Below are 26,983 nucleotides of genomic sequence, written 5' to 3'. Positions count from 1 at the left end.
CTGAGGTGCCCCGGGAGCCATCCCGGGACGTCGGTGCTGCGGCGGGCCATGAAACCGTATCGCCCCTACATACGTCAGGAGCAGAAGTGAACAAGCGCTATCTCGGAGTGGGCGCCGGCCTCGCCGCAGCGGCCCTCGTCCTCTCCGCATGCACCCCGCCCGGAGGCGGGGACGAAGGCGGAGGCGGCGAAGGCGGCCCGAGCGTCCTCAACGTGGGGTGGAACGAGCCGTTCCGCAGCATGAACACGGAGACGGTCAACGGCAATGCCGTCGCCAACTCGAACATCACCTACATGATGAACGACAACTTCAAGTACTACGACGAGAACCTCGAGCTCCAGGACGGCAATCTCGGCACCGTCGAGCAGGTCTCCGAGGACCCGCTCCAGATCAAGTACACCTTCGCGGACACGGCCACGTGGTCGGACGGCACGCCGGTGGACGCCGCGGATCTCGCGCTCCTGTGGGCGGGCAAGTCCACACAGCTCAACACCCAGTCCGACGAAGAGGTCGAGGGCGACCGCGACGACGAGGGTGTCCTCGCCGAGCAGGAGGAGGGCGACGTCTACTTCGATGCGGCCGAGCCCGGCGCCATGCTCATCGAGGATCTGCCGGAAGTCTCCGAGGACCGCAAGTCGATCACGTTCACCTACTCGACGCTGTACGCGGACTGGGAGACGACCTTCGGCCTCGCCGGTCGCGGTGTGAGCGTCCCCGCGCACATCACCGCGAGGAAGGCCCTCGGGATCGAGGACCCGGAGGAGGCCAAGCAGGCCGTTCTCGACGCGATCGCTGAGAACGACACGTCTGCTCTCTCACAGCTCGCGAACACCTGGAACACCGGGTTCGACTTCACTTCCATGCCGGATGACGAGGACCTCCTCGTCCACAGCGGTCCGTACAAGATGACGGACTTCGCGGAGGGCCAGTACCTCACGCTGGAGAAGGACGAGAACTACACCGGTCCCACCGAGGCGGGGGTCGACCAGATCGTCATCCGCTACAACGAGGATCCGATGGCCGGCGTCCAGGGCATCGAGAACGGCGAGCTGGACATCATCCAGCCGCAGGCCACCGCCGATGTTCTCTCTGCCGCGGAGGCGATCGACGGCGTGACCGTGGACACCGGCGACGGCGCCACCTACGAGCACGTAGACCTCACGTTCGACAACGGCGGACCCTTCGACCCGGAGACCTACGGCGGGGACGAGGAGACGGCGAAGCTCGTCCGCCAGGCCTTCCTCAAGACGGTCCCGCGCGAGCAGATCGTCGAGACGATCATCAAGCCTCTCAACGAAGACGCAGTGGTTCGCGACTCCTACTACATGGTCCCCGGTTCGCCCATGTACGACGGGATCGTCGCGGAGAACGGCCTCGCCGAGGAATACCCGGGCTCCGACCCCGAGGGCGCGCGCGAACTGCTCGAGGAGGCGGGCGTCGAATCCCCCGCCGTCCGCGTGCTCTACGGTGCCTCCAACGAGCGCCGCGCGCAGCAGTTCACGCTCATCAAGGAGCAGGCGGAGGCCGCCGGCTTCGAGGTCATCGAGGACGGCGACGACAACTGGGGCACGCGCCTCGGCGACGGCACCTACGATGCCTCGCTCTTCGGCTGGCAGTCGACGGACACGACCGTGACGAACTCCGAGTCGAACTGGAAGTCCGGGGCGCAGAACAACTACGGCGGCTACGAGAGCGAAGAGGTCGACGAGCTGCTGGCGCAGATCCAGGTCGAGACGGACGAGGCTGCTCAGCAGGAGCTGGTCACCCAGGTGGAGCAGCACCTGGTCGACGATGCCTTCGGCACCGTCCTCTTCCAGCACCCGGAGCTCACGATCTACCGCGACCGTGTGCAGAACGTCTCGAACACCACGGTGTCGCCGACGATGTTCTGGAACTACTGGGAGTGGCAGGTGAGCTGAGGGCCTTCGGCCCCTCAGCTGACCGATTCCGCACGGAGCGTGTGAGCGGCGGGGACACCGCGATCCGGTGTCCCCGCCGCTCGGCACGCTCCCCGATATGGATCGTGGACTCCAATGATCAGATTCCTCCTCCGCAGGACGCTCTCGACCATCCTCGTGCTGCTGGTCGTCACCTTCGTCCTCTACCTCCTCCTCAACCGCGCACTCGACTTCTTCTGGGACCTCCGTGCGAGCACGGCTCCCAACATCGAGGACCTGTTCGCCTCCCGTGAGCGCCTGCTGAACCTCGACAGCCCCGTGATCGTGCGCTACTTCCAGTGGCTCGCCGGCGCCTCGGGCTGCCTCGTGGGCGCTTGCGACCTCGGCACCGCCTGGTACCAGGGCCAGGAGGTCGTCGACCAGCTGCCCGGCGCCATCATGAACACCGTCAAGCTCGTGACCGCCGCGACGATCTTCTCCATCGTCATCGGCATCTTCATCGGCCTGGTCTCGGCCATCCGCCAGTACTCGGGCTTCGACTACTTCATCACCTTCCTCAGCTTCCTCATGTACTCGCTGCCCGTCTTCTGGGTGGCGGTGCTGCTCAAGCAGTACGGGGCCATCGAGTTCAACAACTTCCTCGCCGATCCCGTCCTCGGCTGGCCCGCGATCATCGGGACCTCGGTCCTCGCCGGCCTCATCTGGATGGGCGCCCTCGGAGGCAGCCGCAGAAGGCACCTGTACTCCTTCCTCGGCGCCACCGCCGTGACCTTCGCGGTCATCTACGCCGTGCTCGCCTTCGGCTGGCTCAACAGCCCCAGCCTCGGGATCATCGGCGTGAGCCTCATGGGACTGGCCGGTGCCGTCGTCATCACCTACCTCTCCACGGGCCTCGCCAACCGCAAGGCGCTGTGGACCTCGCTCACCGTCGCGGTGATCGGCATCGGGCTCTACATGCCGCTGCAGAACCTGTTCTGGTACGTGGAGATGTCCTGGCTCTGGATGCTCCTGCTGCTGGTGGTCGCCGTCGCCATCGGCATGGCCGTGGGGCTGGCCTTCCGCGGTCGCGACCCCTGGGTCTCGGCGCGCACGGGCGCCCTCGTCGCCGTCGTCATGGCCTTCTTCGTGTTCGTCGACCGGGTCTTCCAGGAGTGGGGCAACTACAACAGCCACCCCGCGATCAACAACCGGCCCATCGCCACGATCGGTGCCGCGACCCCCAACCTCACGGGCAACTTCTGGATCACGAACCTCGATTCGTTCACCCACCTGCTGCTGCCCTCGATCGCGCTCATCCTCATCTCAATCGCCTCGTACACGCGCTACACGCGCGGGTCGATGCTCGAGGTGATGAACCAGGACTACATCCGCACCGCACGGGCCAAGGGCCTGCCCGAGCGCACCGTCATCATGCGGCACGCGCTGCGCAACGCCCTCCTGCCGCTCGCCTCGGTCGTGCCGGTCGACATCATCACGATGATCGGCGGCGCCGTCATCACGGAGACCATCTTCGGCTGGTCCGGCATGGGCAAGCTCTTCATCGACTCGATGAACCGGAGTGAGATCGATCCGATCATGGCCTACATCGTCATCACCGGACTGCTCGCGGTCGTCGCCAATCTGCTGGCCGACTTCCTCTACGCAGTCCTCGACCCACGGATCCGGGTGAATGCCTGATGAGCACAGCACACGACGCAGCGCCGGGCGCCGCCTTCTCCGCGGGTGCCGGCACGACCACCGGGAGCGAGGCCGTTAAGGGTCTCAGCCAGGGCGCGATCATCCGCGCCAAGTTCCTCCACCACAAGGGCGCGATGGCCGGCCTCATCGTCCTCGCCGCCATCGCAGCCTTCGCCTTCAGCGCGCAGGGAGTGGGCCCGATCCCGGGCTGGTGGATCCACAACCACACGAGCTCAGGTACCGTCCTCAATCCGGGCGGCGCACCGACGTGGTCGCTCTCGGACCCGTTCAGCTTCGGCGCGCACCCCTTCGGACAGGACGAGATCGGCCGAGACAACTTCGCCCGCGTCATGAAGGGCGTGCAGATCTCGCTCATGGTCATGGTGATCATCGGCGTGGTCTCGCTCGTGATCGGCACGACGATCGGCGCGCTCGCCGGCTACTACCGCGGCCGGCTCGACTCCTTCCTCATGCGGGTCACCGACGGCTTCATCATCGTGCCCACCATCGTGGTCGGCGCGATCCTCGGCAAGCTCATCGGCGGACCGGGATTCTCGTTCTTCGGCCTGCCGCTGAGCGCCTATCTCGCACCCCTCCTCGGCGTCGCCCTGGGCGGCGTACTGTGGACGAGCCTCGCCCGCCTCGTGCGCGGTGAGTTCCTCGCGCTGCGGGAGCGGGAGTTCGTCGACTCCGCCCGCGTGGCCGGCGCCGGTGACTTCCGGATCATCGTCAAGCACATGCTGCCCAATTCGATGGGCGTCATCATCGTCAACACGACCCTGCTCATGAGCCAGGCGATCGTCCTGGAGACGGCGCTGAGCTTCCTCGGCTTCGGCATCCGCTCGCCGCAGATCTCCCTGGGCCAGCTCATCAACGAGTACCAGACGGCCTTCGCCACCCGGCCCTGGCTGTTCTGGTGGGCGGGCCTCTTCATCATCGTCATCGCGCTGTGCGTGAACTTCATCGGCGACGGGCTGCGCGATGCCTTCGATCCCCGCATGAAGACGATCCCCTCGTGGAGGAAGATGAAGCGGGCGGACCGGCGCGTGGCCAGCGGCGCCGGAGCCGAGGCCGCAGCCGCGGCCGGCACCGAGACCGGTGCCGCAGCGGACACCGCGCGTGCGGACGACAACGACGACAAGGGGGCGAGGCACTGATGGCCGAGACGCAGACCGCCGCGGCGGCACAGTCCAAGGAGCCCATCCTCTCCGTCCGCGATCTGGGAGTGCGCTTCTGGGTGGGCGATGAGTGGTTCACGGCCTCGCGGGGGCTCACCTACGATCTCCGGCCCGGTGAGGTGCTCGCGATCGTGGGCGAGTCCGGCTCCGGCAAATCGCAGTCCGCGATGTCGCTCATGGGCCTCGTGCCCAGGAACGGGCGCGCCTCCGGCTCGGCGAAGCTGGGCGGCAAGGAGCTCATCGGAATGCCCGAGGAGCAGATGCAGCGGGTGCGCGGCAACGACATCTCCGTGATCTTCCAGGAGCCCATGACCGCGCTCAATCCGGTCTACACCGCGGGCTACCAGATCTCGGAGACGCTGCGCGTGCACAACGTGATGGGCCCGCGCGAGGCGAAGGAAGAGGCCCTGCGCCTCATGCGGATGGTGGAGATCCCAGACCCCGAGGAGCGCTACAACTCGTTCCCGCACCAGCTCTCCGGCGGTCAGCGGCAGCGCATCATGATCGCGCAGGCGCTCGCCTGCCGCCCCAGGCTGCTCATCGCGGACGAGCCCACGACCGCTCTCGATGTGACGGTGCAGGCGGAGATCCTCAAGCTCATGCGGGACCTCCGCGAGAAGGTGGACGCGGGCATCATCCTCATCACGCACGACATGGGCGTGGTCGCGGACATGGCCGACCGCATCCTCGTCATGAAGGAGGGGCAGGTGGTCGAGGAGGGCACCGCGACGCAGATCTTCTCCTCGCCCCAGCATCCCTACACCCGTCAGCTCCTCGCGGCCGTGCCCCACCTGGGCGAGGGCTCGGGGACGGCGGCGTTCGGCTCCGAGGCGGGAGCGCTCGAGGTCGTCGAGGCCCGCCCGGAGATCCCGCTCGAGTCCGATGAGACGTATGTGCATCCCGGCGGCGAGGCCGGCGGACGCGCGGGGGAGACCCCCGCCCTCCGCCTCGCCGGGGCGTGCATCGAGTACCCGGCGGTGGGCCGGAAGAAGGCGTTCCGGGCCGCGCACTCCGTCGACCTCACGATCGGGGCCGGCGAGGTGGTCGGCCTCGTGGGCGAGTCCGGCTCCGGCAAGACGACGATCGGCCGGTCCGCGGTGGGGCTGATCCCCGTGGTCGAGGGCTCGCTCACGGTGGACGGCTTCGAGGTCGCGGGGAAGAGGAACCGGGAGCTGCGGGACGTCCGCAAGACCGTGGGCTTCGTGTTCCAGGACCCGGGGTCCTCGCTCAACCCCCGCCTGCCGGTGGGGGAGTCGATCGGCGAGCCCATGCTCCTCCACCAGGGGCTCAAGGGCGCGGAGCTCAGCCGGCGCGTCGAGGAGCTCCTCGACGCGGTGGAGCTGCCCCGGTCCATGCGCAACCGCTATCCCCACGAGTTCTCCGGGGGGCAGCGGCAGCGCATCGGCATCGCCCGCGCGCTCGCGCTCAGGCCCAAGCTGCTCATCGCCGATGAGCCGACCTCCGCCCTCGACGTCTCCGTCCAGGCCAAGGTGCTCGAACTGTTCGGGCACCTGCAGGAGGAGTACGGCTTCGCCTGCCTGTTCATCAGCCACGACCTCGCCGTCGTGGAGCGCGTCGCGGGCCGGATCGCGGTCATGCGGCACGGGCACCTGCTGGAGGTCGGGCCCTCGGCGGATCTCGTGGCCGATCCGCGCCATCCCTACACCCAGCGGCTGCTCGCGGCCGTGCCGGTGCCGGACCCCGTGGAGCAGCGCAGGCGGCGTGAGGCGCGCGACTCCATGATCGCCGCGACCTCCGAGGACCTCGCCGGCTGAGCGGGAGCCCGGAGGAACCTGGCACGGGCGCGCACGGCGGACGCGTACAATCGTCTACCGTGCGCGCCCGCGTGCGTCCGGCACCGGCAGGGGCTGCGAGCGGGTGCGGGGCGCACACTTGAAGATCCGGACCCGGGTCATCGGCACGCTCGTACGAAAGCGAACATATGACTGCACACACCTCCCGCCGCCTCGATCGACGCAATGTAGCCATCGTCGCTCACGTGGACCATGGGAAGACCACCCTGGTCAACGCGATGCTCACCCAGGCGGGAGCGTTCGGAGACCACGGCGAGATCCAGGACCGCGTCATGGATTCGGGAGACCTGGAGCGCGAGAAGGGGATCACCATCCTCGCGAAGAACACTTCCATCTCCTACAACGGCGAGCACACGGACACCCCGGTCACGATCAACGTGATCGACACCCCCGGGCACGCGGACTTCGGCGGTGAGGTGGAGCGCGGCCTGTCGATGGTCGACGGCGTCGTGCTCCTCGTCGACTCCTCCGAGGGGCCGCTGCCGCAGACCCGCTTCGTGCTGCGCAAGGCGCTCGCCGCGAAGCTGCCGGTCATCCTCGTGGTGAACAAGACCGACCGCGCGGATGCGCGCATCGACGCGGTGCTCGAGGATGCGCAGGACCTGCTCCTGGGCCTGGCCTCGGACCTGTCTGAGGAGATGGAGGACATCGACGTGGACGCCGTGCTCGATGTGCCGGTCGTCTTCGCCGCGGCCAAGGCCGGGCGCGCCTCCACCGTGCAGCCGGCGGACGGCGATGTGCCGGACGCGGAGAACCTGGAGCCGCTGTTCAAGGCGATCCTCGACCACATCCCGGCACCGGCCTACAACGATGACGGCGTGCTCCAGGCGCACGTCACCAACCTCGACGCCTCCCCGTTCCTCGGCCGCCTCGCGCTGCTGCGGATCTACGGCGGCACCCTGCGCAAGGGACAGACGGTGGGCTGGGTCCGCGGTGACGGCGAGGTCGCCTCGGCGAAGGTCTCCGAGCTGCTCGAGACCCAGGGCCTCGAGCGCGTGCCGGCGACCGAGGCCTCGGCCGGCGACATCGTCGCGATCGCGGGCATCCCGGACATCATGATCGGCGATACGATCACAGACCTCGAGGATCCGCGTCCGATGCCGGCGATCGAGGTCGACGCCCCGGCCATCTCGATGACGATCGGGATCAACACCTCACCGCTGGCCGGCCGCGAGAAGGGCACCAAGGTCACCGCCCGCCAGGTCAAGGACCGGCTCGACGCCGAGCTCGTGGGCAACGTCTCGCTGCGCGTGCTGCCCACCGAGCGGCCCGATGCCTGGGAGGTCCAGGGCCGCGGCGAGCTCGCACTCGCGATCCTCGTCGAGCAGATGCGCCGCGAGGGCTTCGAGCTGACGGTGGGCAAGCCGCAGGTCGTCACGCGCGAGATCGACGGCAAGGTCCACGAGCCGATCGAGCACACGACCATCGACGTGCCGGAGGAGCACCTCGGTGCCGTCACGCAGCTCATGGCCGCGCGCAAGGGCGTCATGGAGTCGATGTCCAACCACGGCACCGGCTGGGTGCGCATGGAGTTCAAGGTCCCGGCCCGCGGGCTCATCGGCTTCCGTACGCGGTTCCTCACGGAGACCCGCGGCACGGGCATCGCGAACTCGATCTCGGCCGGCTACGCGCCCTGGGCCGGCAGCATCGAGTTCCGGACCAACGGCTCCCTCGTGGCCGACCGCCCCGGTGCCGTCACGCCGTTCGCGATGATCAACCTGCAGGAGCGCGGCAGCTTCTTCGTGGAGCCCACCTCCGAGGTGTACGAGGGCCAGGTCGTGGGCGAGAACTCGCGCAACGAGGACATGGACGTGAACATCACGAAGGAGAAGAAGCTCACGAACATGCGCTCGGCCTCGGCCGACTCCTTCGAGAACCTCGTGCCCCCGCGCAAGCTCACTCTGGAGGAGAGCCTCGAGTTCGCCGGGCAGGACGAGTGCGTCGAGGTCACCCCCGCCATCGTCCGCATCAGGAAGGTCGAGCTGGACCAGAAGGAGCGGGCGAAGACCACCGCCCGTCTGCGCCGCCAGAACGCCTGACCACCCGCGGGGCAGGGGAGGGCGCGGCAGCCGGTCCGCTCCCTCCCCTTCCGCGCACCACGGCGCACCACAGCCGAACAGGAGAACGCAGTCCCCTTGTCGACACCCACAGTGCTGTTCGTCCACGCCCATCCGGATGACGAGTCGATCGCCACGGGCGGCACGCTCGCACGTCTCGTGCGCGCGGGCGCCCACGTCGTCCTCCTCACCGCCACGCGCGGCGAGGGCGGCGAGGTGATCGGCGAGGAGCTCGCACACCTCGAGGGGGACCGTGCGGGACTGGCCGCGCACCGGGAGACGGAGCTCGCTGAGGCGATGCGGATCCTCGGCGTGCGCGATCACCGCTTCCTGGGGGCGGGCGAGAGCCGTGCACGGGCCGATGCCCTGCCGTCGCGGCGCTTCGAGGACTCCGGGATGGTGTGGGGGGCCGACGGCCACGCCCACGCACCGGAGTCGATGCCGGATGCGGCCCTGTGCGCGGCGGACCTCGGTCTCGTGGCGGCGTACGTGGGCGAGGTCGTCGACGAGGTCGATCCGGACATCGTCATCACCTATGCGGCCGACGGCGGCTACGGCCACCCCGACCACAGGCGCGCGCACGATGCGACCGTCGCCGCCGTGCGGGCCAGGCAGGAGGCGGGGGCGACGGCTGCGCGCCTGCTCACGATCGTGAATCCGCCCGAGGCCGTCGAGGCGCGCTTCGATTCGTCCGCGCCCGGCTTCGACCTCACCGGATTCGCTCCGGCGCAGACCCATTCGACGTTCGCTGACGAGGTGCCGGTGGCCGTCGTGGAGAACGTCGAGGAGGTGCTGGGACTCAAGGCGCAGGCGATGGCCGCGCACGCCACGCAGATCACGGTCGCCGGTGAGTTCTTCGCGCTGTCGAACGGGGTGGGCCAGCGCATCGATTCCCGTGAGCACTTCGCGCTCGTGGACCCGCTGCGGGACGGGGCGCCGGCGGTGAGCGTGGCGTCCGCACCGCTGTCCGATGTGCTCGGGCTCGTCCCGGATCCCGCGGAGAAGGCCGAGGCCCAGCGGCGGGCGCATGCTCTCGCGGCCGGTGCCGCGGGCGCCGGTGCTGCAGGCACGGGGACGCCAGGCAGCGGGGGACCGGACCGGGCTGGCGCTGCGGGCATCGGCGCTGCCACGGCCGCCGGCGCAGGCGGCGTCGCCGGTGCGGGGGCGCCCGGCCTCGGCGTCCCCATCCGTGTGCGGGAGGGGCTGGGGGCCGAGGCGACCGCCGGCGGAACCGCAGGTGCCGACGCGCACTCCCCGGCGGCGGGCGTGGCCCCGGAAGGCAGCGGGCAGGGCACGGATGAGCTGCGCCGGAAGCGCGACAGGCGCGAGGGATCGTGGACCGCGACGCTGGGCGGGGCGATCCACGGTCTGGTGATCGGCCTCGTCGTGGGGACGCTCGGCTCCTTCCAGCACCTCAACGCGTTCGTCTGGCACTTCGGGCAGTCCGGGGTGATCGTGCCGTGGGGGCTCGCGCTCGCGCTCGCGCTCGCGCTGGTGAGCCTGTGGCACATCAGCGTGCTCTACCGCAGCGCGCTCGTCACGGTGCTCACGGCGGCCGTGATCTCCGGGGTGGGATTCCTGCTGGGACAGCCGTCTCTGTGGCCGGGCAGCGACATCATCGTCACCGGTTCGCTGCGGTCCGTCGTCTGGCTGTTCGCGCCGATGGTCGCGGCTGCGGTGCTCGTGTTCCTCGCCCCGGCGAAGAAGGCGCCCGCACGCGCTCAGGCCCGTGCGGGAGGGACGGGCGCGGCGCCGGGTGAGGCCGCGCAGGGCGGTTCAGCGGAGAACGGTACCGGGCGGAGGGACACGGGACGGTGAGTGACATGAACGGCAGCGAGGATCGGACCGGCGCGCAGAGCGGCGAGGAGCAGAGCGACGGCTCGGGCATCGGCGAGCGTGACGAGGCGTCCGCGGGATTCCCCGAGGCCGCCGACATCATGCCCTCGGCCGGATGGGACGGTGCCGAATCCGAGGACGAGACGGCGTTCGGCACATCCGACTCCGCGGAGCAGACTGAGCGCGCAGCAAGCGGTCTCGAGAGCGAGAGCGTTGAGAGTGAGGGACTCGAGTACGGAGGCCCCGAGGGTGAGGGGCTGGAGAGTGAGGGCCCCGAGGGTGAGGGTCTTGAGCACGAGAGCTTCGAGGTTGAGAGCTTCGAGAGCGAGGGACTCCAGGGAGACAGCCCCGGGGCCGGCGCGACCGGAGAAGATCGGGGCGAAGACGATCGTGCCGAGGATGTGCGGGCCGGCGGTGGCCCGGCTGAGGCTGTCGTGGCCGGCGGTGGCCCGGCTGAGGCTGTCGTGGCCGGCGGTGGCCCGGCTGAGGATGTCGCAGCCGAGAGCGGTGAGAAGGCGGACGAAGCCGCCTCGCTTCCTGACGCTGAAGCAGGCGATGCCGCCTCGGTCCCTGACGCTGAAGCGGGTGAAGCCGCCTCGGGCCCTGAACCTGAGATCGGCACCCCTCGTCCTGACGCGGGCGCATCCAGCAGCGTGACAGACACGGGGACTGCAGGCCCCCAGGCGGAGGCCCCGGATTCGCCTGGCGATGCTGTCGCCGCTGAGTGTCCGATCGTGCCTGAGCGGGACGATTCGGATGCTTCCGCCGACTCCGACTCCGAGCCCGAGCCTGCCGCGGCCGAGGACCGCACCGGCTCCGTGCCGGAACCCGATGCACCGTCTGCGGGCGCTGCGGCTCCTGCACCGGGTCGGGAGGGATTCGCCTCGGCGGCCTCGGCTAACACCGGGAAGGATTCCCCGGCTGCCGGGCAGCGGACGCGGCGGCGCTGGGGCGCGGCAGTGGGGATCGGCGCGGCGGTGGTGGTGCTGGGAGGCTACTTCGGCCTCGCGCTCTGGCAGTCGCGCGCCCTGCCCGCCTCGGCGCATTCCGCAGGCGTCGACCTGGGCGGCATGGACGCTCCGGAAGCGGTCGCTGCCCTGGAACCCGCGGCCGAGGACGCGCTCGGCGAGGAGATCGTCCTCGAGACCGGTACCGCCGAGGTCGCGCTGTCCCCGGAGACGGCGGGCCTCGCCCTCGATCCGCAGGCCACCGTGGACTCCGCACTCGGCTTCTCCGCCGATCCCCGCGTGGTGTGGGAGCGCCTGTTCGGCGACGACGAGATCCCGCCGGTGCTCGCGGTGGACGAGGAGCGCTTCGCCCCGGCCCTCGACGAGGCCTCCGCGGCGCTCTCGGAGGAGCCCGTCGATGCCGAGCTCGCGATCTCCGACGGCGAGGCGGTCGTCTCGGACTCCGCCGAGGGCCTCGTCGTCACCCCGGAGTCCCTGCGCACGGTCGTGCAGGAGCAGTGGCTGCGCACGGACGGCCCGCTGGCTCTCGAGCCCGAGACCACGGCACCCGCTGTCACCACCGAGGCCGCCCAGCGCGCCAAGGAGGAGATCGCGGATCCGGCGCTGTCCGGGGACATCTCCATCGAGGCGGCCGAGGACGATGAGACCCACACGCTCACCGTCTCGCAGGAGACCGTCGGCGCCACCCTGGGCTTCGAGCCCGAGGACGGCGCGCTCGTCCCGGTCTTCGACGAGGAGGAGCTGCGCGATGCGGTCTTCGAGGCCAACCCTGAAGTCGGCCGGCCGGCGGAGGACGCCTCGTTCGAGATCAGCGGCTCCTCGCTCACGGTGGTGCCCTCCCGCGCAGGAGTGGGTGCCGATCCGGCCGAACTCGCCTCGGCGGTGGAGGAGGCGATGGTCTCCGCATCGCGCACATCGTCCATCGAGCTGACCGAGACGGAACCGGACTTCACCACGGCCGAGGCCGAGGCCGCGGACTTCTCCTCCGTCGTCTCCGAGTTCTCGACCCCGTACGCCTCCTCGCCCAACCGCGACGCCAATCTGCGGGTGTCCACCGAGAGGGTGCGGGGCACGGTCCTGCAGCCGGGGGAGCAGTTCTCCCTCAACGAGGCGCTGGGCGAGCGGACCGCGGCGGCAGGCTACCGGCCGGCCGGCGTGATCTCAGGTGGCCAGATGAAGGAGGACTACGGCGGCGGCGTGTCCCAGACCTCCACGACGCTGTTCAACGCGGCGTTCTTCGCCGGCTTCTCGCTCGACGAGCACCAGGCGCACTCCCGCTACATCTCCCGTTACCCGGAGGGCCGGGAGACGACCCTGGACTGGACCTCCATCGACCTGAAGTTCACCAACACCCTCGACGCCCCCGTGGTCCTCGACATGCACCTCGAAGGCGGTGAGGTGGTCGCCCGCGTGTTCGGTGCCGAGGAGGCGGATGTGGAGGCCTCGTCCTCGGGCCGCTTCGCGTACACCTCACCGGGGACGGTGAGGGAATCGGGCCCACGATGCACCCCGCAGGCACCGGCCCAGGGCTGGTCGATCACGATCTACCGGACGATCAAGGATCCGGAGAGCGGCGAGGTGCTGAGCGAGGACGATTTCACGACCGTCTACCGGCCCGTGAACCGTGTGGTGTGCGAGGACTGAGGACGCGAATCGGCTCCAGCCGGTGACCTGTCCTGAGTGAGTCACCGCGCCGCGTACCAGTACCGCTGGCTCACCGTCGCGCCGAGGGACTCGAAGAGCCCCAGCGAGGCGGCGTTGTCCGCCCCGACCTCAGCCAGATAGGAGCGCACGCCCCTGCCCGAGGCCGTCGCCAGGGCCGCCCGCACGACCGCCCGGCCAGCACCTCGGCGGCGGAGGTCCGGGCGCGTGATGAGGTTAGTCACCACCGCCCAGCGGTTGACCTCGGCCAAGCGGCAGCGTGCCACTGGAGTGGTCGAGCCGTCGGGGTGCTGCGCCCAGGCGGTGAGGAACTGGACCTGCTCGCCGCCGCGCAGGAGCGTGGTGTACGCCTCGCGGCCGGGCGAGCCGGGAGCGTGGCCGAGGGCCGTGACGTAGTCCTCCGCCGGTGCATCCGCCACCTCGATGCGGAGCCCCGGCAGCGCGGCCTCGGCCGCACGCGAGGCCCCGGCCGCAGCCTCCCGCGTGCTGCCGGTGAGCGCGAGCGTGGGCGCCGAGGGCGTGTAGCCGCGCTCGCGCAGCAGCGGGCCCAGTTCCGCGCACTCGGCGGCCAGCGTGCCGGAGGAGTCCGCCGAGTAGATCTGCACCTGAGGCTCCTGCCCGCGCTCGCGGTACCAGGCCTCGCAGGCGTCGAGAGCCTGGGCCGCAGGCATGCCGGGCGAGGCGACGGGCAGCGCGGAGTTCGCGCGCCGGGTGCCGGCGGCGGGCATGCTGCGCAGGAGCCAGCCGGTCTGGACGAAGTTCTCGGACTCGGTCAGCTCCGCCCGGACGTTGTCGGCATTCAGCCATGTGCTGCCCGGCGGCAGCCAGGCGCCGGCCGCGACGAGCCGCAGGCTGGAGGCCGAGAGCACCTGGTGGGGGCGTCCGGTGCGGACGGGAGCGGGCGGGACCTCATGGGCGAGCAGGATGTCGGCGCGCGGGATGACGGCCTCGCCGCGCTTCGTCGCCACCGTGACGGTGTCCCGACCGGTCGCCTCGACCGTGCCGAGCGCGTCCGTCGCGCCGTCCCCGGACCGGTACCGGATGACGACGCGCATCCCCTCCCGCAGTTCCATCATTGCCTCAGCTCTCCTGTGGACGTCCTCCGCGTGCAGGCGCACCCGTCCCACTCTAGGGCTCCGATGCGGGCATCCGCCCCTCCGGGGCGCTCGGGCGGGGCGGACGGTGCCGGAGGGTCCTGCGGGAGGTGCCGCCGAGGCCGGCTCAGCTCCCGGTCTCCCGGCCGGCTCGCCGCTCGGCCTCGGCGACCGCCTTCCGGAGGCGGTCGCGCTCTCCGTCGATCCACCCCCTGCCGTCATAGGCCTGGGCGAAGGCCTCGACGAACTCGACAGGGTCCTTGCCGCCCACGGCGCGCAGCGGCGTCCCGTCCGCGGCGGCGCGCTCCCACAGGTCCGCGAAATCGGTGAGCATCGTCACGAGCACCTCGCCGTCGGCCACCGGCCCGTGCCTGAGCAGATAGCGCTGCGCGGCCTCCGCGGCCGCCCGGTGCGGCTGCGGCAGCTCCTCGATGCGCGCGAGGCACTCCCGGTACCGCCTCTTCTGCTCGAGCGAGCCCGTGAGGGCCTCCATCCATCTGGCAGCCATCTCAGATCCCTTTACTCTCCGTGTGCCGTGCGGGGCGGAGCTGTGCGATGCGCTCGGCCAGGAAGGTCCACGCCCTCCAGAACTCGTCGAGCTGCCGGCGCCCCTCCGTGCTGAGCGTGTACACCTTGCGCGGCGGACCCTTCGCGGAGGGGACCCGCTCCACGTCCGCGAGGCCGCGCTGTTCGATCCGCACGAGCAGCGCGTACACGGTGCCCTCCGCCAGTTCGGCGAAGCCCTGCTCGCTCGTATCCGTATGCTGGCCCCTCGGCCAGGATCGCGAGGACGATGCCCTCGAGGGTGCCCTTGAGCATCTCCGTCATCCGGCTCGCCACGTGCCCTCCCCTCTGCTCAGTGTTGCTGAGTACTGGTAGGGCGTAACACTGAGTACCGAGGTGAGGCCGGGCGGGCCGGGCTTGCGGGGCAGGGAGTACCCTTGACGGGAGTGGTTCCGAGCCCCGAGGAGAAGAGACTGTGACCTACGTCATCGCGCAGCCGTGTGTGGACCTCAAGGACAAGGCGTGCATTGACGAATGCCCTGTGGACTGCATCTACGAGGGCGAGCGCTCCCTCTACATCCACCCGGACGAGTGCGTGGACTGCGGGGCGTGCGAGCCCGTGTGCCCCGTCGAGGCGATCTACTACGAGGACGACACCCCCGAGGAGTGGGCGGAGTACTACAAGGCCAATGTCGAGTTCTTCGACGACCTGGGCTCTCCCGGGGGTGCAGCGAAGCTGGGCAATATCGGCAAGGACCATCCGATCATCGCCGCGCTGCCCCCGCAGCAGCACGACGACTGAACCCCGCCTCGGCCGCCTGCGGCCCCGTCTCGCAAAGGACCACGCGTTGAGCGCTGCCCCCTACACCGCCGGCTTCGGACTGGATCTGCCCGACTACCCCTGGGACACCCTCGTCCCGTACCGCGAGCGGGCGGCGCGGCATCCCGGCGGGGTCTGCGACCTCTCGATCGGCACGCCGGTCGACCCGACCCCCGCCGTCATCCGCACGGCCCTCGCCGAGGCCGCCGACTGGCCCGGCTATCCCACCACCCTGGGCGCCGCGGAGCTGCGTGAGGCGATCGCCGCCTTCTACGCCAGGGTGTTCGGTGCGGAGGTGGACCCCGCCGCGGAGGTGCTGCCGCTCGTGGGGTCCAAGGAGGCCGTCGCCTGGCTGCCCACGCTGCTGGGCCTGCGGCAGCGCGGGCTCGCCGTCGCGCATCCCGCGGCCGCCTACCCGACCTACGCGATCGGCGCGGAGCTCGCCGGGGTCGAGGCCCGCGTCGTGGACGTGGACGACGTCCTCGCCGGCGCCGATCTCAGCGGCATCGGCCTGCTCTGGATCAACTCGCCGGGCAACCCCACCGGCCGTGTGCTGGATGCGGCGACGCTGCGGGCGGTGGTCGGGGCCGCGCGGGAGGCGGGCGTCGTGGTGGCCTCGGACGAGTGCTATGCGACGCTCGGCTGGGAGGGCGGCGAGACGGCGCCGAGCATCCTCGATCCCGAGGCCGTGGGGTCGGATCGCACAGGTGTCCTCTCCGTCTACTCGCTGTCCAAGCAGTCGAACCTCGCCGGCTATCGCGCCGCCTTCCTCGCCGGCGATCCCGTGCTGGTGGCGAATCTGCTCACGGCGCGCAAGCACGCCGGGATGATCGTGCCGGGCCCGGTGCAGGCGGCCATGACCGCCGCGCTCGGAGACGAAGGGCACCAGCGGGCGCAGAAGGAGCTCTACCGTGCGCGCAGGGAGGTGCTGCGGCCTGCGGTCGAGGCATTCGGCCTGCGGATCGACCATTCGGAGGCGGGCCTCTATCTCTGGGCCACGCGCGACGAGGACTGCTGGGAGACCATCGCCGCACTCGCTGAGATCGGCATCATCGCAGGCCCGGGCGCCTTCTACGGCGAAGCCGGGGCGCGTCACGTCCGCATTGCGCTGACGGCCTCGGATGCAGCCGTCGCGGAGGCCGCCGGACGTCTGCGTGAGGCGGGCGCGGCAGCCTCGAGCTGAGAATGGGCAGGGCATTATACATGAATGCACTGTGATTTCGTGTGTCCACGACAGTCGAGTAGTCTTTCCTGGACTCTGAACCCATTCTCAGCTCACGCTGAGCGTCAAGACGAAGAGGTGTCGTATGACCCAGGATGCAGTGCTGCGCACGGGCGGCAAGGAACTGGCGCTGGAATCGGTCGAGGCGACCGAGGGGAACCGCGGCCTGCGGATCGGCAAGCTCCTGGGCGAGACCGGCGCCGTCACCTACGACCCGGGATTTGCGAACACCGCGTCCCTGAAGTCGGACATCACCTACATCGACGGTGACGAGGGCATCCTCCGCTACCGCGGCTACGACATCGCGGAGCTCACGGAGAAGTCCACCTTCGTCGAGGTCGCCCACCTCCTCATCCACGGCGAGCTGCCCACCGCGGACGAGCTCTCGGCCTTCGACGCGCGCCTGCGCCGCCACACGCTCCTCCACGAGGACATGCGCCGCTTCTTCCAGGCGTTCCCCTACGACGCGCACCCCATGCCGATGGTCTCCGCCGCCGTCTCCGCGATGTCCACGTTCTACCAGGACAGCCTGAGCGTGCATGACGAGGAGCAGATCGAGCTCTCGACGTTCCGCCTGCTCGCGAAGATGCCGACGATCGCGGCGTTCGCGCACCGCAAGGCGCAGGGCCTGCCCGTCGTGTTCCCGGACAACGAGCTCAGCCTCGTGGAGAACTTCCTCCGCGTGAACTTCGGCTTCCCCTCCGAGCCCTTCGAGGTGGACCCCCTCGCGGCCAAGGCCCTCGACCAGCTCTTCATCCTGCACGCGGACCACGAGCAGAACTGCTCGACCTCGACCGTGCGCCTCGTGGGCTCCTCGCAGGCCAACCTCTACCAGTCGATCTCCGCAGGCATCAACGCCCTGGCAGGCCCCCTCCACGGCGGCGCGAACTCCGCGGTGCTGGAGATGCTCGAGGACATCCAGGCCTCCGAGGACGGCGCTGCGAAGTTCATGGAGCGGGTGAAGAACAAGGAGGACGGCGTCCGCCTCATGGGCTTCGGCCACCGGGTCTACAAGAGCTACGATCCCCGCGCCACGATCATCAAGAAGACCGCGGACGAGGTGCTGGAGAAGCTCGGCGGCAACGACGAGATGCTCGAGCTCGCGAAGAACCTCGAGGAGATCGCGCTCGCGGACGAGTACTTCATCGAGCGCAACCTCTATCCCAATGTGGACTTCTACACCGGCCTCATCTACAAGGCCCTGGGCTTCCCCACGAACATGTTCACGGTCCTCTTCGCCGTGGGCCGCCTGCCCGGCTGGATCGCCCAGTGGCGCGAGATGATCAAGGACCCGGAGACGAAGATCGGCCGCCCGCGCCAGATCTACACCGGCCACCAGCTGCGCGAGTACAGGACGCTCGACGAGCGCTGAGCCGCCTGCGCCTCTGCGCGCACAGCGGAGCGCCCCGCCCGCCAGGTCCTCCTGGTGAGCGGGGCGCTTCTCGTCTGTCTCAATGCACGTATGCGGTTTCTGCGCATTCTCCGGATGATGAGCGCAGAAACCGCATACGTGCGGGCCGGAGACATGGTTCAGCCTCCGTCGCGGCCGTAGGTGAGCCTGCGCAGCAGCACCTCGGCGGGACCGCGGGCTCCTCGGTCCTCGAGGGTCGCCGCGATGACGCAGGAGAGGAGCCACACCGCCGCGGCGAGTGCGAAGGCCCCGGCCGTGCCGATCTGGTCCCCGAGGCCCAGGCCCCAGGCCGTGAGCACCGGGGCGAAGACGAGTGACTGGAAGAGGTAGAAGCTCAGGGAGCGCTTGCCCACCGCGGCGATGGCGCGCACCGGCCGGGCGATGAGCACGGGGTGCTCCTGCGCGGGGCGCCGGCCGAGGCGGAGCGCGAGGAGCGCGAACAGGGCGGCATAGCCGAGTCCGCCCGCCACACCGCTCACGGAATGGAGTCCGGCGAGCATCCACGGGGCGACGGCGGGCAGGGACAGGACGCCGGCGAAGGCCAGCGCCTGCGGCAGTCCGCCGAGCACGCCGATCCCGATGCCGGTCCAGGCGATCCGGACGAGGCGGCCGCGGTGAGCCGCAGGATCCTCGAGCAGCCGGTGGCGGGCAGAGAGCCAGCCGAGCATGAGCGCGAGCGGGACCGCGAGCATGAGCAGCGCGCCGGGTGTGCTCAGCGCCCACATGCCGATGCGGGCGAGCGCCGCGAGCAGGTAGTTCGGCTGCCCGGCGGTCATGTCCGTGAGCGGGCTGCCGGCACCCTCGGCGCTCGCGGCCGTCGCCTCGGCGATCTCGACCCGGACCTCGGCCGGCAGTCGGGTGAGAAGGAGGCCGGAGACGAGACTGAGCAGCGCGCCGAGGGCGAGCAGGCAGCCCATGATCCAGCTGACGATCCGCAGGGTCCTGTCCGTCCGTGCGAAGAAGATGCCGCCCACCACGAGACCGGCGAGGCCGTAGGCGCCCAGGATGTCGCCGTTGAACAGCAGGAGGGCGTGGAGTGCGCCGAAGGCGATCATCCACCAGTGGCGACGCCGGAGCATTCGCCGGACGGCGGTCGTGGGCACACCGCGGGCGGCGCGGGACACGGAGAACTGCACCATGCCGTAGCCGAACAGGAAGGCGAACAGCGGATAGACCCGACCGTCCACGAGGACGAGCGAGGCGGTCGCGAGCGCCGTGTCGAGGGGCCCGCCGTCCGTGGGGTGCGCCGAGGTCAGGCCCGTCGGGTGCCCCCACAGATGCCAGGAGACGTTCGCCGTCGCGATGAGCAGCAGCATGAGGCCGCGTGCGAGATCCGGCGCGAGGGCGCGGTCGGGCGGAGGTGTGGCTGCCTTCGCCTCCGCCTCCCTGCGCGCGGCGCGGGAGGCGACCGCCGCCTCGGGGAGGGGAGGAGCGACGGCGGCCGGTGCGCCGTCCGGCGAGGGATGTGCGCCCTCCGGCGAGGGCGCCGGCGGCGGAGTCTGAGGCATGGGCGGCGGCGTGCTCGGACGCGGGGGCACAGACGACGCCGGGCGGTCCGGGGGAGGGGACGCGGCGGGAGGAACGGTCATGATCGCCTTCCGGAACAGCCGTGCCCGGTGCTGTCTGGAGCACCGGGCACGGGGAGAGGGGGCGGGCCGCTGTGAGGATGCGGGCGCACGCTCACAGCGGCCCCGGGGAGGAGGCCGTCAGTGCAGATCCGGGTTGAGCTCGATGCCCTTGGATGTGCGGGAGAGGGCCTCGACGGCGCCGGTCGTGCCGTTGCGGCGCAGCAGCACCCCGTCCGCGCCGGAGAGCTCGGCGGCCTTGACGGTGCGTCCGCCCTCGGAGACGAGGGAGACCGGGGTGCCGGCGGTGACGTAGAGGCCGGCCTCGACGATGCAGTCATCGCCCAGCGAGATGCCGATGCCGGAGTTCGCGCCCAGCAGCGTGCCGGAGCCGACCGTGATCCTGCGGGTGTTGCCGCCGGAGAGCGTGCCCATGATGGAGGCGCCGCCGCCGATGTCCGTGCCGTCGCCGACCACGACGCCCTGCGAGATGCGGCCCTCGACCATCGCCGAGCCCAGCGTGCCCGCGTTGAAGTTGACGAAGCCCTCGTGCATGACGACGGTGCCGGAGGCCAGGTGGGCGCCCAGCCGCACGCGGTCGGTGTCGCCGATCCGCACGCCGGAGGGGATGACGAAGTCCGTCATCCGCGGGAACTTGTCCACGCCGAACACGGAGACGGTGCCGCGGGCGGCGAGCTTGGCACGGGTGATCTCGAAGCCGTCGACGGCGCAGGCTCCCGCCGAGGTCCACACGACGTTGCTCAGCTGGCCGAACAGCCCGTCGAGGTTGAGCGTGTTGGGTTGGACGAGGCGGTGGGAGAGGGCGTGGAGGCGGAGGTAGCCGTCCGCGGCGCCCTCGGGCGGGGTGTCGAGGTCGATCGTGACGGTGACGACCTCCGCGACGGTGCTCCGCGCGGAGTCCTCGCCCGTGAGCGGGGCGAGGACGGAGGGATCCACGGCGGCCTCGGCGGCCTCGCGCGCGAGATCGGGGGTCTCAGCGAGGACGGGCTGGGGGAACCAGACGGACAGGACGGAACCGAAGTGCGACGTGGCGAGGCCGACGCCGGCGGCGAAGCGTGATGTCATGCCCCCAGCCTATCGGCTGGGAGGGGCGAAGGGAGGCGGCGGTGCGCGCGGCTCATCTGCCGGGACGGCCGGAGCCGGCCGGCTCATTCGGGCCGGGGCCGCGACCAGTCGACCTGACCGCGGTGGAACCAGCCCGTGATCGTCGTCGCGAAGACGAATGCGACGACGACGGACGAGAGCAGCAGCCCCGTCTCGTTGTCGACGGAGAACCGCTCGCTGAGCAGATTCTGGGCTACGGTCTGGAACGCGACGTGGAACCCCACGCAGGTCCAGACGCTGCCGGTCATGATGCGCAGCAGGCCGAGTACGATGCCCACGCCCAGGAACATGACGCCGCGCTCCGCGAGCACGCCCCAGCCCTCGGAGGCGACCCAGAGGACGGACCCGAAGGCTGCGAACAGCATGCCCTGGACCACCGCCGCGAGCCAGGGCGCCATCCCGGTCATGAGGTTGCGCAGGAGGTGGCCGCGGAAGATCAGCTCCTCCGGCAGGGCCTCGTAGAGGAGGACCAGCACGATCAGCAGTCCCGCCCAGCCCAGGATCTGTGCGAAGGAGACCTGCGGATCCAGAGTGACCCAGCCGGTGAGGACGGCGAGCGTGAGGCCGAGCGCGGAGGGCAGGAGGAAGGCCGCCGCGCCCACGAGGAACGGCCGCAGCGCCGCCCGCGGGCCCTGCAGGCCCAGACCGGCCCACGGCCGCCGGTCCAGGTGCCGGCGGGCGAGCACGACGAGCGCCACCGCCAGGGCGGTGGTGAGCACGGCGTTGAAGAATCGCGCCGCGAGCGTGAGCTCCGCGTCGAAGACCAGGTCGAAGAGCCAGCGCACCAGGAACCAGACGGCCAGTGCGCCCGTGAACACGACGGCCAGCCGGAGCGCCAGCGGGGCGCGGGGCGGGGCATCGGCGGCATGCATGGTCTGTCTCCTCGGTTCCGGCATATGTGAGGGCGAGTGCGGCAGGTCCTTCCGCGGGCGGGAGGACGTGCTCCGTGCGGCCACGGTATGCAGGGGCGCCGGCGGCACACGAGTGCCGAAGGTCATGGGCCGACCAGTAGTCTGGAGGCCATGAGCACCGACTTCAGCGCGAGCACCGACGCCGACCTCCTGGAAGCCGCCCTGGCCGATCCTGCCGAGCTCACCGCGCGGCTCTGCGACATCCCGTCCGTCTCCGGCGACGAGGCGCGCATCGCGGACGCGGTCGAGGAGCTGCTGCGGCGGATCGGGGCCGGTGCGGGGCCGGACCTCGAGATCGTGCGCGACGGTGACGCGGTCATCGCCCGCACTCGTCTCGGCCGGGCCGAGCGCGTGCTCATCGCGGGCCACCTCGATACGGTCCCCATCGAGGACAATGTGCCGAGCGTCCGCCGGGAACTCGAGGGCACGGAGGTGATCTGGGGCCGTGGCGCCTGCGATATGAAGGCCGGGGTCGCGATGCAGCTCGTCACGGCCGCACGGCTGCGCGAGCCGGTGCGCGACGTCACCTGGGTGTTCTACGACCACGAGGAGGTCGACGCCTCGCTCAACGGCCTGGGCCGCGTCGCCGCCCACCGGCCCGATCTGCTCGCGGCCGAGCTCGCGATCCTGGGCGAGCCCTCCGATGCCGGCATCCAGGGCGGGTGCAACGGGACCATGCGCGTCGATGTGCGGACCAGGGGCGTGCGCGCGCACTCGGCCCGCGCATTCATGGGGGTCAACGCGATCCATGCCGCGGCTCCCGTGCTCGCGGCGCTCGCGGAGTACGAGGCCGAGACCGTCGCGGTGGACGGGCTCGACTACCGCGAATCGCTCTCGGCGGTGGGCATCCGCGGGGGAGTCGCGGGCAATGTGGTGCCGGACGAGTGCGTCGTCTCCGTGAACTACCGCTTCGCCCCCGCGAAGTCAGGCGCTGAGGCCGAAGCGTTCCTGCGCGCGCTGTTCGCGGATTTCGAGGTGACCGTGACGGACCTCTCCGAGGGCGCACGTCCGGGGCTCGACCGGCCCGCCGCGCAGGCCTTCGTCGCAGCGCTCGGGGTCGAACCGGCGCCCAAGCTGGGCTGGACCGATGTCGCCCGCTTCTCCGCGCTGGGCGTGCCGGCGGTGAACTTCGGGCCCGGCGATCCGCTGTTCGCGCACAAGGCCGATGAGCACGTCGCCTGTGCCGAGGTCGAGGCCGCCTGCCGGGATCTGCTGGCCTTCCTCGAGCCGACCGCCGAGGTCCGAGGATGAACCGGCACAGTCGCATCATCGGCCCCGTCCGGGCACGCGGCCGCGCCGTCCCGGAGACGACGGCCGACCAGAGGCTCTTCGACAAGCGCCGCAGCGGCGGAGCCGAGGTGCACACCGACACCTGGCGGGTCATGCGCATCCAGTCGGAGTTCGTCGAGGGATTCGGCGCGCTCGGCGAGCTGGGGCCGGCGGTGTCGATCTTCGGCTCTGCGCGCCTGGGGGAGGACACCCCGGAGTATGCGCTGGCCTCCGAGATCGCGGCGGGCATCGTGGACGCGGGGGCCGCCGTCATCACCGGCGGCGGGCCCGGGATCATGGAGGCCGGCAACCGCGGTGCCGCGGACGCCGAGGGCGCCTCGGTGGGACTCGGCATCGAGCTGCCGTTCGAGGCCGGGCTCAACGACTGGGTCCACCTGGGCATCAACTTCCGGTACTTCTTCGTCCGCAAGACGATGTTCGTCAAGTACTCGCGGGGCTTCGTCGTGCTGCCCGGCGGCTTCGGCACGCTGGACGAGATGTTCGAGGCGCTCACCCTCGTGCAGACGCAGAAGGTCACGCGGTTCCCGATCGTGCTGGTGGGCAGGGAGTACTGGAGCGGCCTCGTCGACTGGCTCACGACGACGGTGCTGGACAAGGGCACGATCTCCGAGGCCGATACGCGCCTGTTCACGGTCGTGGACACCGCGGAGGAGGCCCTCGCGGCGCTCGCCCCCTGCCTCGAGCCGGACTGGGAGCCGTCGCTCGCCGAGCGGCCCGAGCCGGAGGATGCCGCCGAGCGTGATGCGGAGGAGCAGCAGGCCGTCCGGGAGGCCGCCGAGGCCGCGGCTGAGGAGAGCGATGCGCCCGCCGAGGCTGAGGACTCGGCCGTGCCCGCTGAGCCCGCCGAAGCTGCCGAGGCAGCGGAGCCCGCAGAGCCCGCGGATGCCTCCGATGCGCTCCTGCCGCTGCCGGTCCAGGCAGCCTCGGTGCCCGCTCCCTCCGGGTCCGCAGCAGAGCCCGGCTCCCCGTCCGCGCCCGAGCCCGCGACGATGCGCAGCCCGGCGGCGAGCGGTGCGACCGCACGGGAGGCGCGAGCGGCCGTGTGCGAGGAGCAGGCTCCCGACATCGCGGGGCAGGCGATGCTCTGGGAGGAGGTGTGAGGTCTGCGCGTGAGGCGGAGACGGTCCAGGCGGCGCACGCCCCCGCCGGAACCGCCGCACCTGACCTTCCGCAGCAGCGCGCGGTCGCGGACGGGCCCGCAGCCCGCACCGAGCAGGCACCGGGCGAGCTCCGGATCGGCGGTCTGCGGGCAGGCCCGGGCAGGCCCGTCGTCATGGCGGTCATCAACCGGTCCGTCGATTCCTTCTTCGAGTCGGCCGGGAACACGGACGCCGCTGTGCGTGCCGCCTGCCGAGCCCATGAGGAGGGGGCTGCGATCGTCGACATCGGCGGGGTCCGCGCCGGTCGCGGACCCCATGTGAGCACGGACGAGGAGATCGAACGGATCTGCCCCGTCATCGAGGCCGTGCACGCGGAGCTGCCCGAGCTCGTCATCTCGGCGGACACCTATCGGGCACCGGCGGCCCGCGCAGCCCTCGCCGCGGGCGCCCGCATCCTCAACGACACGTGGGCGGGGACGGACCCGGAGCTGCCCGAGGTCGCGGCAGCGGCCGGCGCGGGCATCGTCTGCTCCCACACCGGCGGCCTGGAGCCGCGCACGGACGCCCACCGCTCCCGGTACGGGCTGCTCCCCGAGGACGTGGTCGCCGACGCCCTGGGCGGCGTGGAGGCGCTGGCCCGGGCGGCCCGGGCGGCCGGCGTCCCGCAGGAGCGGATCATCCTGGACCCCACCCCGGACTTCGGCAAGAACTCGCTGCACTCGCTGGCCCTCCTCCGCCGCATCCGCAGCTTCACCGACCTCGGCATGCCGGTGATGCTCGCGATCTCGCGCAAGGACTTCATCGGCGAGGCCGTGGGGGCGGACACTCCCGCGGACAGGCTGCCGGCGACGCTCGCCGCGACGGCCTATGCCGTGGAGCACGGCGCGAGCATCATCCGCGCGCATGACACGGCTGCGACCCTCCAGGTCGTCGACATGATCGGGGCGATCACGGGCACCACCGGCCCGCGGCGGAGCGTGCGCGGGCTGCGCTGAGACGCATTCCCCGAGCGCTGGCCGCCGGCCGTGCACCGGGCCGAACGCGGCGCGGCCTGACCGCGGCGCCGGCGGCCCTGTGAGACCATGTCCTCATGCCGATCTGGATCGTGTTGGGTGTGTGCGCCGCGGTGTTCGTCCTGTGCGCGGCGATCGCGGGTGCGCGGGGGGCCTTCGACGGCGGCATGGCCGAGCGCGAGGACGACCGCCCGCCCGCGCAGCGGCTGCCCGCCGAGGCCTCGGCGGAAGACCTGGACCGGCTCAGCTTCACCCCCGCTCTGTGGGGCTACCGGCCCGCCGAGGTGGATGCCGTCCTCGCGACCCTGCGCGCGCGCCTGCAGGCCTATGAGGAGCAGGCCGGCGCTCGCGAGGTCTCCCGGACCCCTGCCGACCGTTCCGATGCCCGGCCCGCCGATGCGGCACTCCCGCAGCCGGGCGACTCCTCGGCTCCGTGACGCAGGAGCCGCCGACCGGCCGCGCTGGGCAGGGAGACCGCCCGCGCGCGCGTCCGGCAGCCGCGCACCCGGAAGCCGCGGACGGAACGACCGCACGCCGGGGGCGCAGCCCCTCGGTCCGGGAGTGCGAGACCGCTCCCGTGGTCCTGCCCGGGCTGTTCTCCGCAGACCGGCTGGGCCGCGCCGCGCGCGCCTTCCTCACCCTGCCGTCGTGGCTGCAGGCCCTGTGCGTCTACTTCGCCTCCCGCTTCGTCGCGCTCGGGATCATGCTCGCGGTCGTGAGGACGCAGCCGGAATCGCCGTGGAGTTCGGGGCCGGTGACGACCCTCAACGACTTCCTGAACTTCTGGGACGGCGGCTGGTATCGCCGGATCGCGGAGGAGGGCTACCCCTCCCCGCTGCCCGCGGACGAATCCGGCCGCGTCTACCAGAACGCCTGGGCGTTCTATCCGCTCTTCCCCTGGCTGGTGCGCGCCGCGGGCGCCGTCACGGGGGAGGGGTTCGAGGTCCTCGCCCCCGTGCTGTCGACGGTCTTCGCGGGTGCGGCGGCCGTCGCGCTCCTCGCACTGTTCCGCCTGCTCGTGACCCCGGGCCGAGCGGTGACGGCACTCGCCTTCGTCTTCTTCTTCCCCGCCTCTCCCGTGCTGAGCACGGCGTATGCGGAATCGCTCACCCTGCTCCTCCAGGCGCTCGCACTCCTCCTCGTGGTCCAGCGCCGCTACTGGTGGGCGCTGGGCGCGGTGGTGCTCATGGACCTCTCGCGGCCCGTCGGGGTGGCCTTCTCGTTCTTCATGCTCATCCACCTCATCAGCCGGTTCCGGCGGAGGCGCGAGGAGCCGTATCCGCTCTCCCAGGTGATCTCCTCGTGGGGCCTCGGCGTGCTCTCCTGCCTCGCCGCGCTCCTGCACCCGATCCATGCCTGGCTGCGCACGGGCTCGCTCACCGCCTACACCGACACCGAGGCGGCCTGGCACACGGGGGACACCCGCATCTTCGTCCAGTGGCTCGATGCCGGCACGCGGTGGCTGGGGCCGGTCGGGCCCACCGCGGTCGCGGTGCTCATCGGCGCGATGGTGCTGCTGCTGGTCTCTCCCGCCGGGCGCAGCATGGGCCGGACGCTGCAGCAGTACTGCTGGGGCTACGGCATCTACCTGCTGCTGTTCTTCTCGCCCCAGACCTCGACCGCCAGGCTCTTCCTCCCCTTCTTCCCGCTCGCTCTGGCGCTCGCGCACTCGCGCTCCTGGGGGATGCGCGCGGTGGTGCTCGGGGCGTTCACCGTCCTTCAGTTCTTCTGGGTGGGCTGGCTGTGGCACTTCACGCCGCCCTACGACCTGCCGCCGTGACGGACTCACCGGCGAAGGCCGTGACATGCCGGGACGGGCCGGGACGCGGTACATCCGC

19 protein-coding genes and 2 pseudogenes are annotated in these 26,983 nt (G+C 71.0%); 15 read left to right on the top strand and 6 right to left on the bottom strand.

The window, feature by feature from the left end; all coding sequences use genetic code 11:
• The first annotated feature begins 86 nt into the window (after nt 1-86).
• The 7 genes from K318_RS0106630 to K318_RS23550 all read left to right on the top strand — a co-directional run bounded on the left by K318_RS0106630 (nt 87) and on the right by K318_RS23550 (nt 13,072).
• Entirely contained in the window at nt 87-1,919 is a 1,833-nt protein-coding gene (locus K318_RS0106630; protein ID WP_029088902.1) for an ABC transporter family substrate-binding protein, read from the top strand.
• Between the two features lie 114 nt (nt 1,920-2,033).
• On the top strand, nt 2,034-3,575 hold the full coding sequence (locus K318_RS0106625) for an ABC transporter permease (RefSeq protein ID WP_029088901.1): 1,542 nt from the start codon (nt 2,034-2,036) through the stop codon (nt 3,573-3,575).
• Nucleotides 3,575-4,732, top strand: a complete 1,158-nt coding sequence (locus tag K318_RS19950) for an ABC transporter permease (protein WP_084499792.1) — start codon at nt 3,575-3,577, stop codon at nt 4,730-4,732. The genes K318_RS0106625 and K318_RS19950 overlap by 1 nt, the downstream gene beginning before the upstream one ends.
• Entirely contained in the window at nt 4,732-6,528 is a 1,797-nt protein-coding gene (locus K318_RS19945; RefSeq protein WP_035280767.1) for an ABC transporter ATP-binding protein, read from the top strand. The genes K318_RS19950 and K318_RS19945 overlap by 1 nt, the downstream gene beginning before the upstream one ends.
• 167 nt (nt 6,529-6,695) lie before the next feature.
• Nucleotides 6,696-8,606, top strand: coding sequence for a translational GTPase TypA (gene typA, locus K318_RS0106610; protein WP_029088900.1), 1,911 nt, complete (start codon nt 6,696-6,698; stop codon nt 8,604-8,606).
• Nucleotides 8,607-8,702: 96 nt separating this feature from the next.
• Nucleotides 8,703-10,442 carry a PIG-L family deacetylase gene (locus K318_RS25735; RefSeq protein ID WP_084499790.1) on the top strand — a complete coding sequence of 580 codons (1,740 nt, stop codon included), beginning with the start codon at nt 8,703-8,705 and terminating at the stop codon, nt 10,440-10,442.
• A gap of 5 nt (nt 10,443-10,447) precedes the next feature.
• Nucleotides 10,448-13,072 (top strand): VanW family protein, encoded by a 2,625-nt coding sequence (locus tag K318_RS23550; protein ID WP_051297624.1) that lies wholly within the window; start codon nt 10,448-10,450, stop codon nt 13,070-13,072.
• Nucleotides 13,073-13,113: 41 nt separating this feature from the next.
• On the opposite strand, the gene K318_RS0106595 is transcribed toward K318_RS23550, so the two are convergent.
• The 3 genes and pseudogenes from K318_RS0106595 to K318_RS19935 form a co-directional block, all read right to left on the bottom strand.
• Entirely contained in the window at nt 13,114-14,166 is a 1,053-nt protein-coding gene (locus tag K318_RS0106595; RefSeq protein WP_029088898.1) for a GNAT family N-acetyltransferase, read from the bottom strand.
• A gap of 145 nt (nt 14,167-14,311) precedes the next feature.
• On the bottom strand, nt 14,312-14,692 hold the full coding sequence (locus tag K318_RS0106590) for a DUF1048 domain-containing protein (protein ID WP_029088897.1): 381 nt from the start codon (nt 14,690-14,692) through the stop codon (nt 14,312-14,314).
• A 1-nt stretch (nt 14,693) separates the two neighbouring features.
• Nucleotides 14,694-15,024, bottom strand: a pseudogene (locus tag K318_RS19935) (PadR family transcriptional regulator).
• Between the two features lie 139 nt (nt 15,025-15,163).
• Between K318_RS19935 and fdxA the strand changes: the two are divergent.
• From fdxA to K318_RS0106570, 3 genes are all read left to right on the top strand, one after another.
• Complete coding sequence (fdxA, locus tag K318_RS0106580; RefSeq protein ID WP_029088896.1) at nt 15,164-15,490, top strand: ferredoxin; 327 nt, start codon at nt 15,164-15,166, stop codon at nt 15,488-15,490.
• Nucleotides 15,491-15,536: 46 nt separating this feature from the next.
• Entirely contained in the window at nt 15,537-16,691 is a 1,155-nt protein-coding gene (gene dapC / locus K318_RS0106575; protein ID WP_029088895.1) for a succinyldiaminopimelate transaminase, read from the top strand.
• Nucleotides 16,692-16,815: 124 nt separating this feature from the next.
• Nucleotides 16,816-18,102, top strand: coding sequence for a citrate synthase (locus tag K318_RS0106570; protein ID WP_029088894.1), 1,287 nt, complete (start codon nt 16,816-16,818; stop codon nt 18,100-18,102).
• Nucleotides 18,103-18,260: 158 nt separating this feature from the next.
• Here K318_RS0106570 and K318_RS19930 read toward each other — a convergent pair whose 3' ends face one another.
• The 3 genes from K318_RS19930 to K318_RS19925 form a co-directional block, all read right to left on the bottom strand.
• Entirely contained in the window at nt 18,261-19,649 is a 1,389-nt protein-coding gene (locus tag K318_RS19930; RefSeq protein WP_245579786.1) for a DUF418 domain-containing protein, read from the bottom strand.
• Nucleotides 19,650-19,847: 198 nt separating this feature from the next.
• Nucleotides 19,848-20,792, bottom strand: a complete 945-nt coding sequence (gene dapD, locus K318_RS0106560; RefSeq protein ID WP_029088893.1) for a 2,3,4,5-tetrahydropyridine-2,6-dicarboxylate N-succinyltransferase — start codon at nt 20,790-20,792, stop codon at nt 19,848-19,850.
• A gap of 83 nt (nt 20,793-20,875) precedes the next feature.
• Complete coding sequence (locus tag K318_RS19925; protein WP_051297623.1) at nt 20,876-21,703, bottom strand: CPBP family intramembrane glutamic endopeptidase; 828 nt, start codon at nt 21,701-21,703, stop codon at nt 20,876-20,878.
• A gap of 150 nt (nt 21,704-21,853) precedes the next feature.
• On the opposite strand from K318_RS19925, the gene dapE reads away from it, so the two are divergent.
• The 5 genes and pseudogenes from dapE to K318_RS19910 all read left to right on the top strand — a co-directional run bounded on the left by dapE (nt 21,854) and on the right by K318_RS19910 (nt 26,925).
• The gene (dapE, locus tag K318_RS0106550) at nt 21,854-22,993 is read left to right on the top strand and encodes a succinyl-diaminopimelate desuccinylase (RefSeq protein WP_035280765.1); all 1,140 of its coding nucleotides are present in this window, start codon (nt 21,854-21,856) and stop codon (nt 22,991-22,993) included.
• Nucleotides 22,990-23,700, top strand: a pseudogene (locus K318_RS25495) (LOG family protein); the annotation flags it as partial. The gene dapE and the pseudogene K318_RS25495, both read left to right, overlap by 4 nt.
• A gap of 428 nt (nt 23,701-24,128) precedes the next feature.
• A complete protein-coding gene (gene folP, locus K318_RS0106535) occupies nt 24,129-25,127 on the top strand; it encodes a dihydropteroate synthase (protein ID WP_245579785.1) in 999 nt (332 codons plus the stop codon).
• Between the two features lie 95 nt (nt 25,128-25,222).
• On the top strand, nt 25,223-25,582 hold the full coding sequence (locus K318_RS19915) for a DivIVA domain-containing protein (RefSeq protein ID WP_051297622.1): 360 nt from the start codon (nt 25,223-25,225) through the stop codon (nt 25,580-25,582).
• A gap of 140 nt (nt 25,583-25,722) precedes the next feature.
• Entirely contained in the window at nt 25,723-26,925 is a 1,203-nt protein-coding gene (locus tag K318_RS19910) for a hypothetical protein (protein WP_035280763.1), read from the top strand.
• Nucleotides 26,926-26,983: the final 58 nt, after the last annotated feature.

Source organism: Brevibacterium album DSM 18261 (genome assembly GCF_000426445.1).
In the GTDB taxonomy this organism is placed as follows: Bacteria; Actinomycetota; Actinomycetes; order Actinomycetales; family Brevibacteriaceae; genus Brevibacterium; species Brevibacterium album.
Note: the sequence above shows the minus strand (reverse complement) of the source record. Positions and strands in the feature narration are given on the sequence as shown.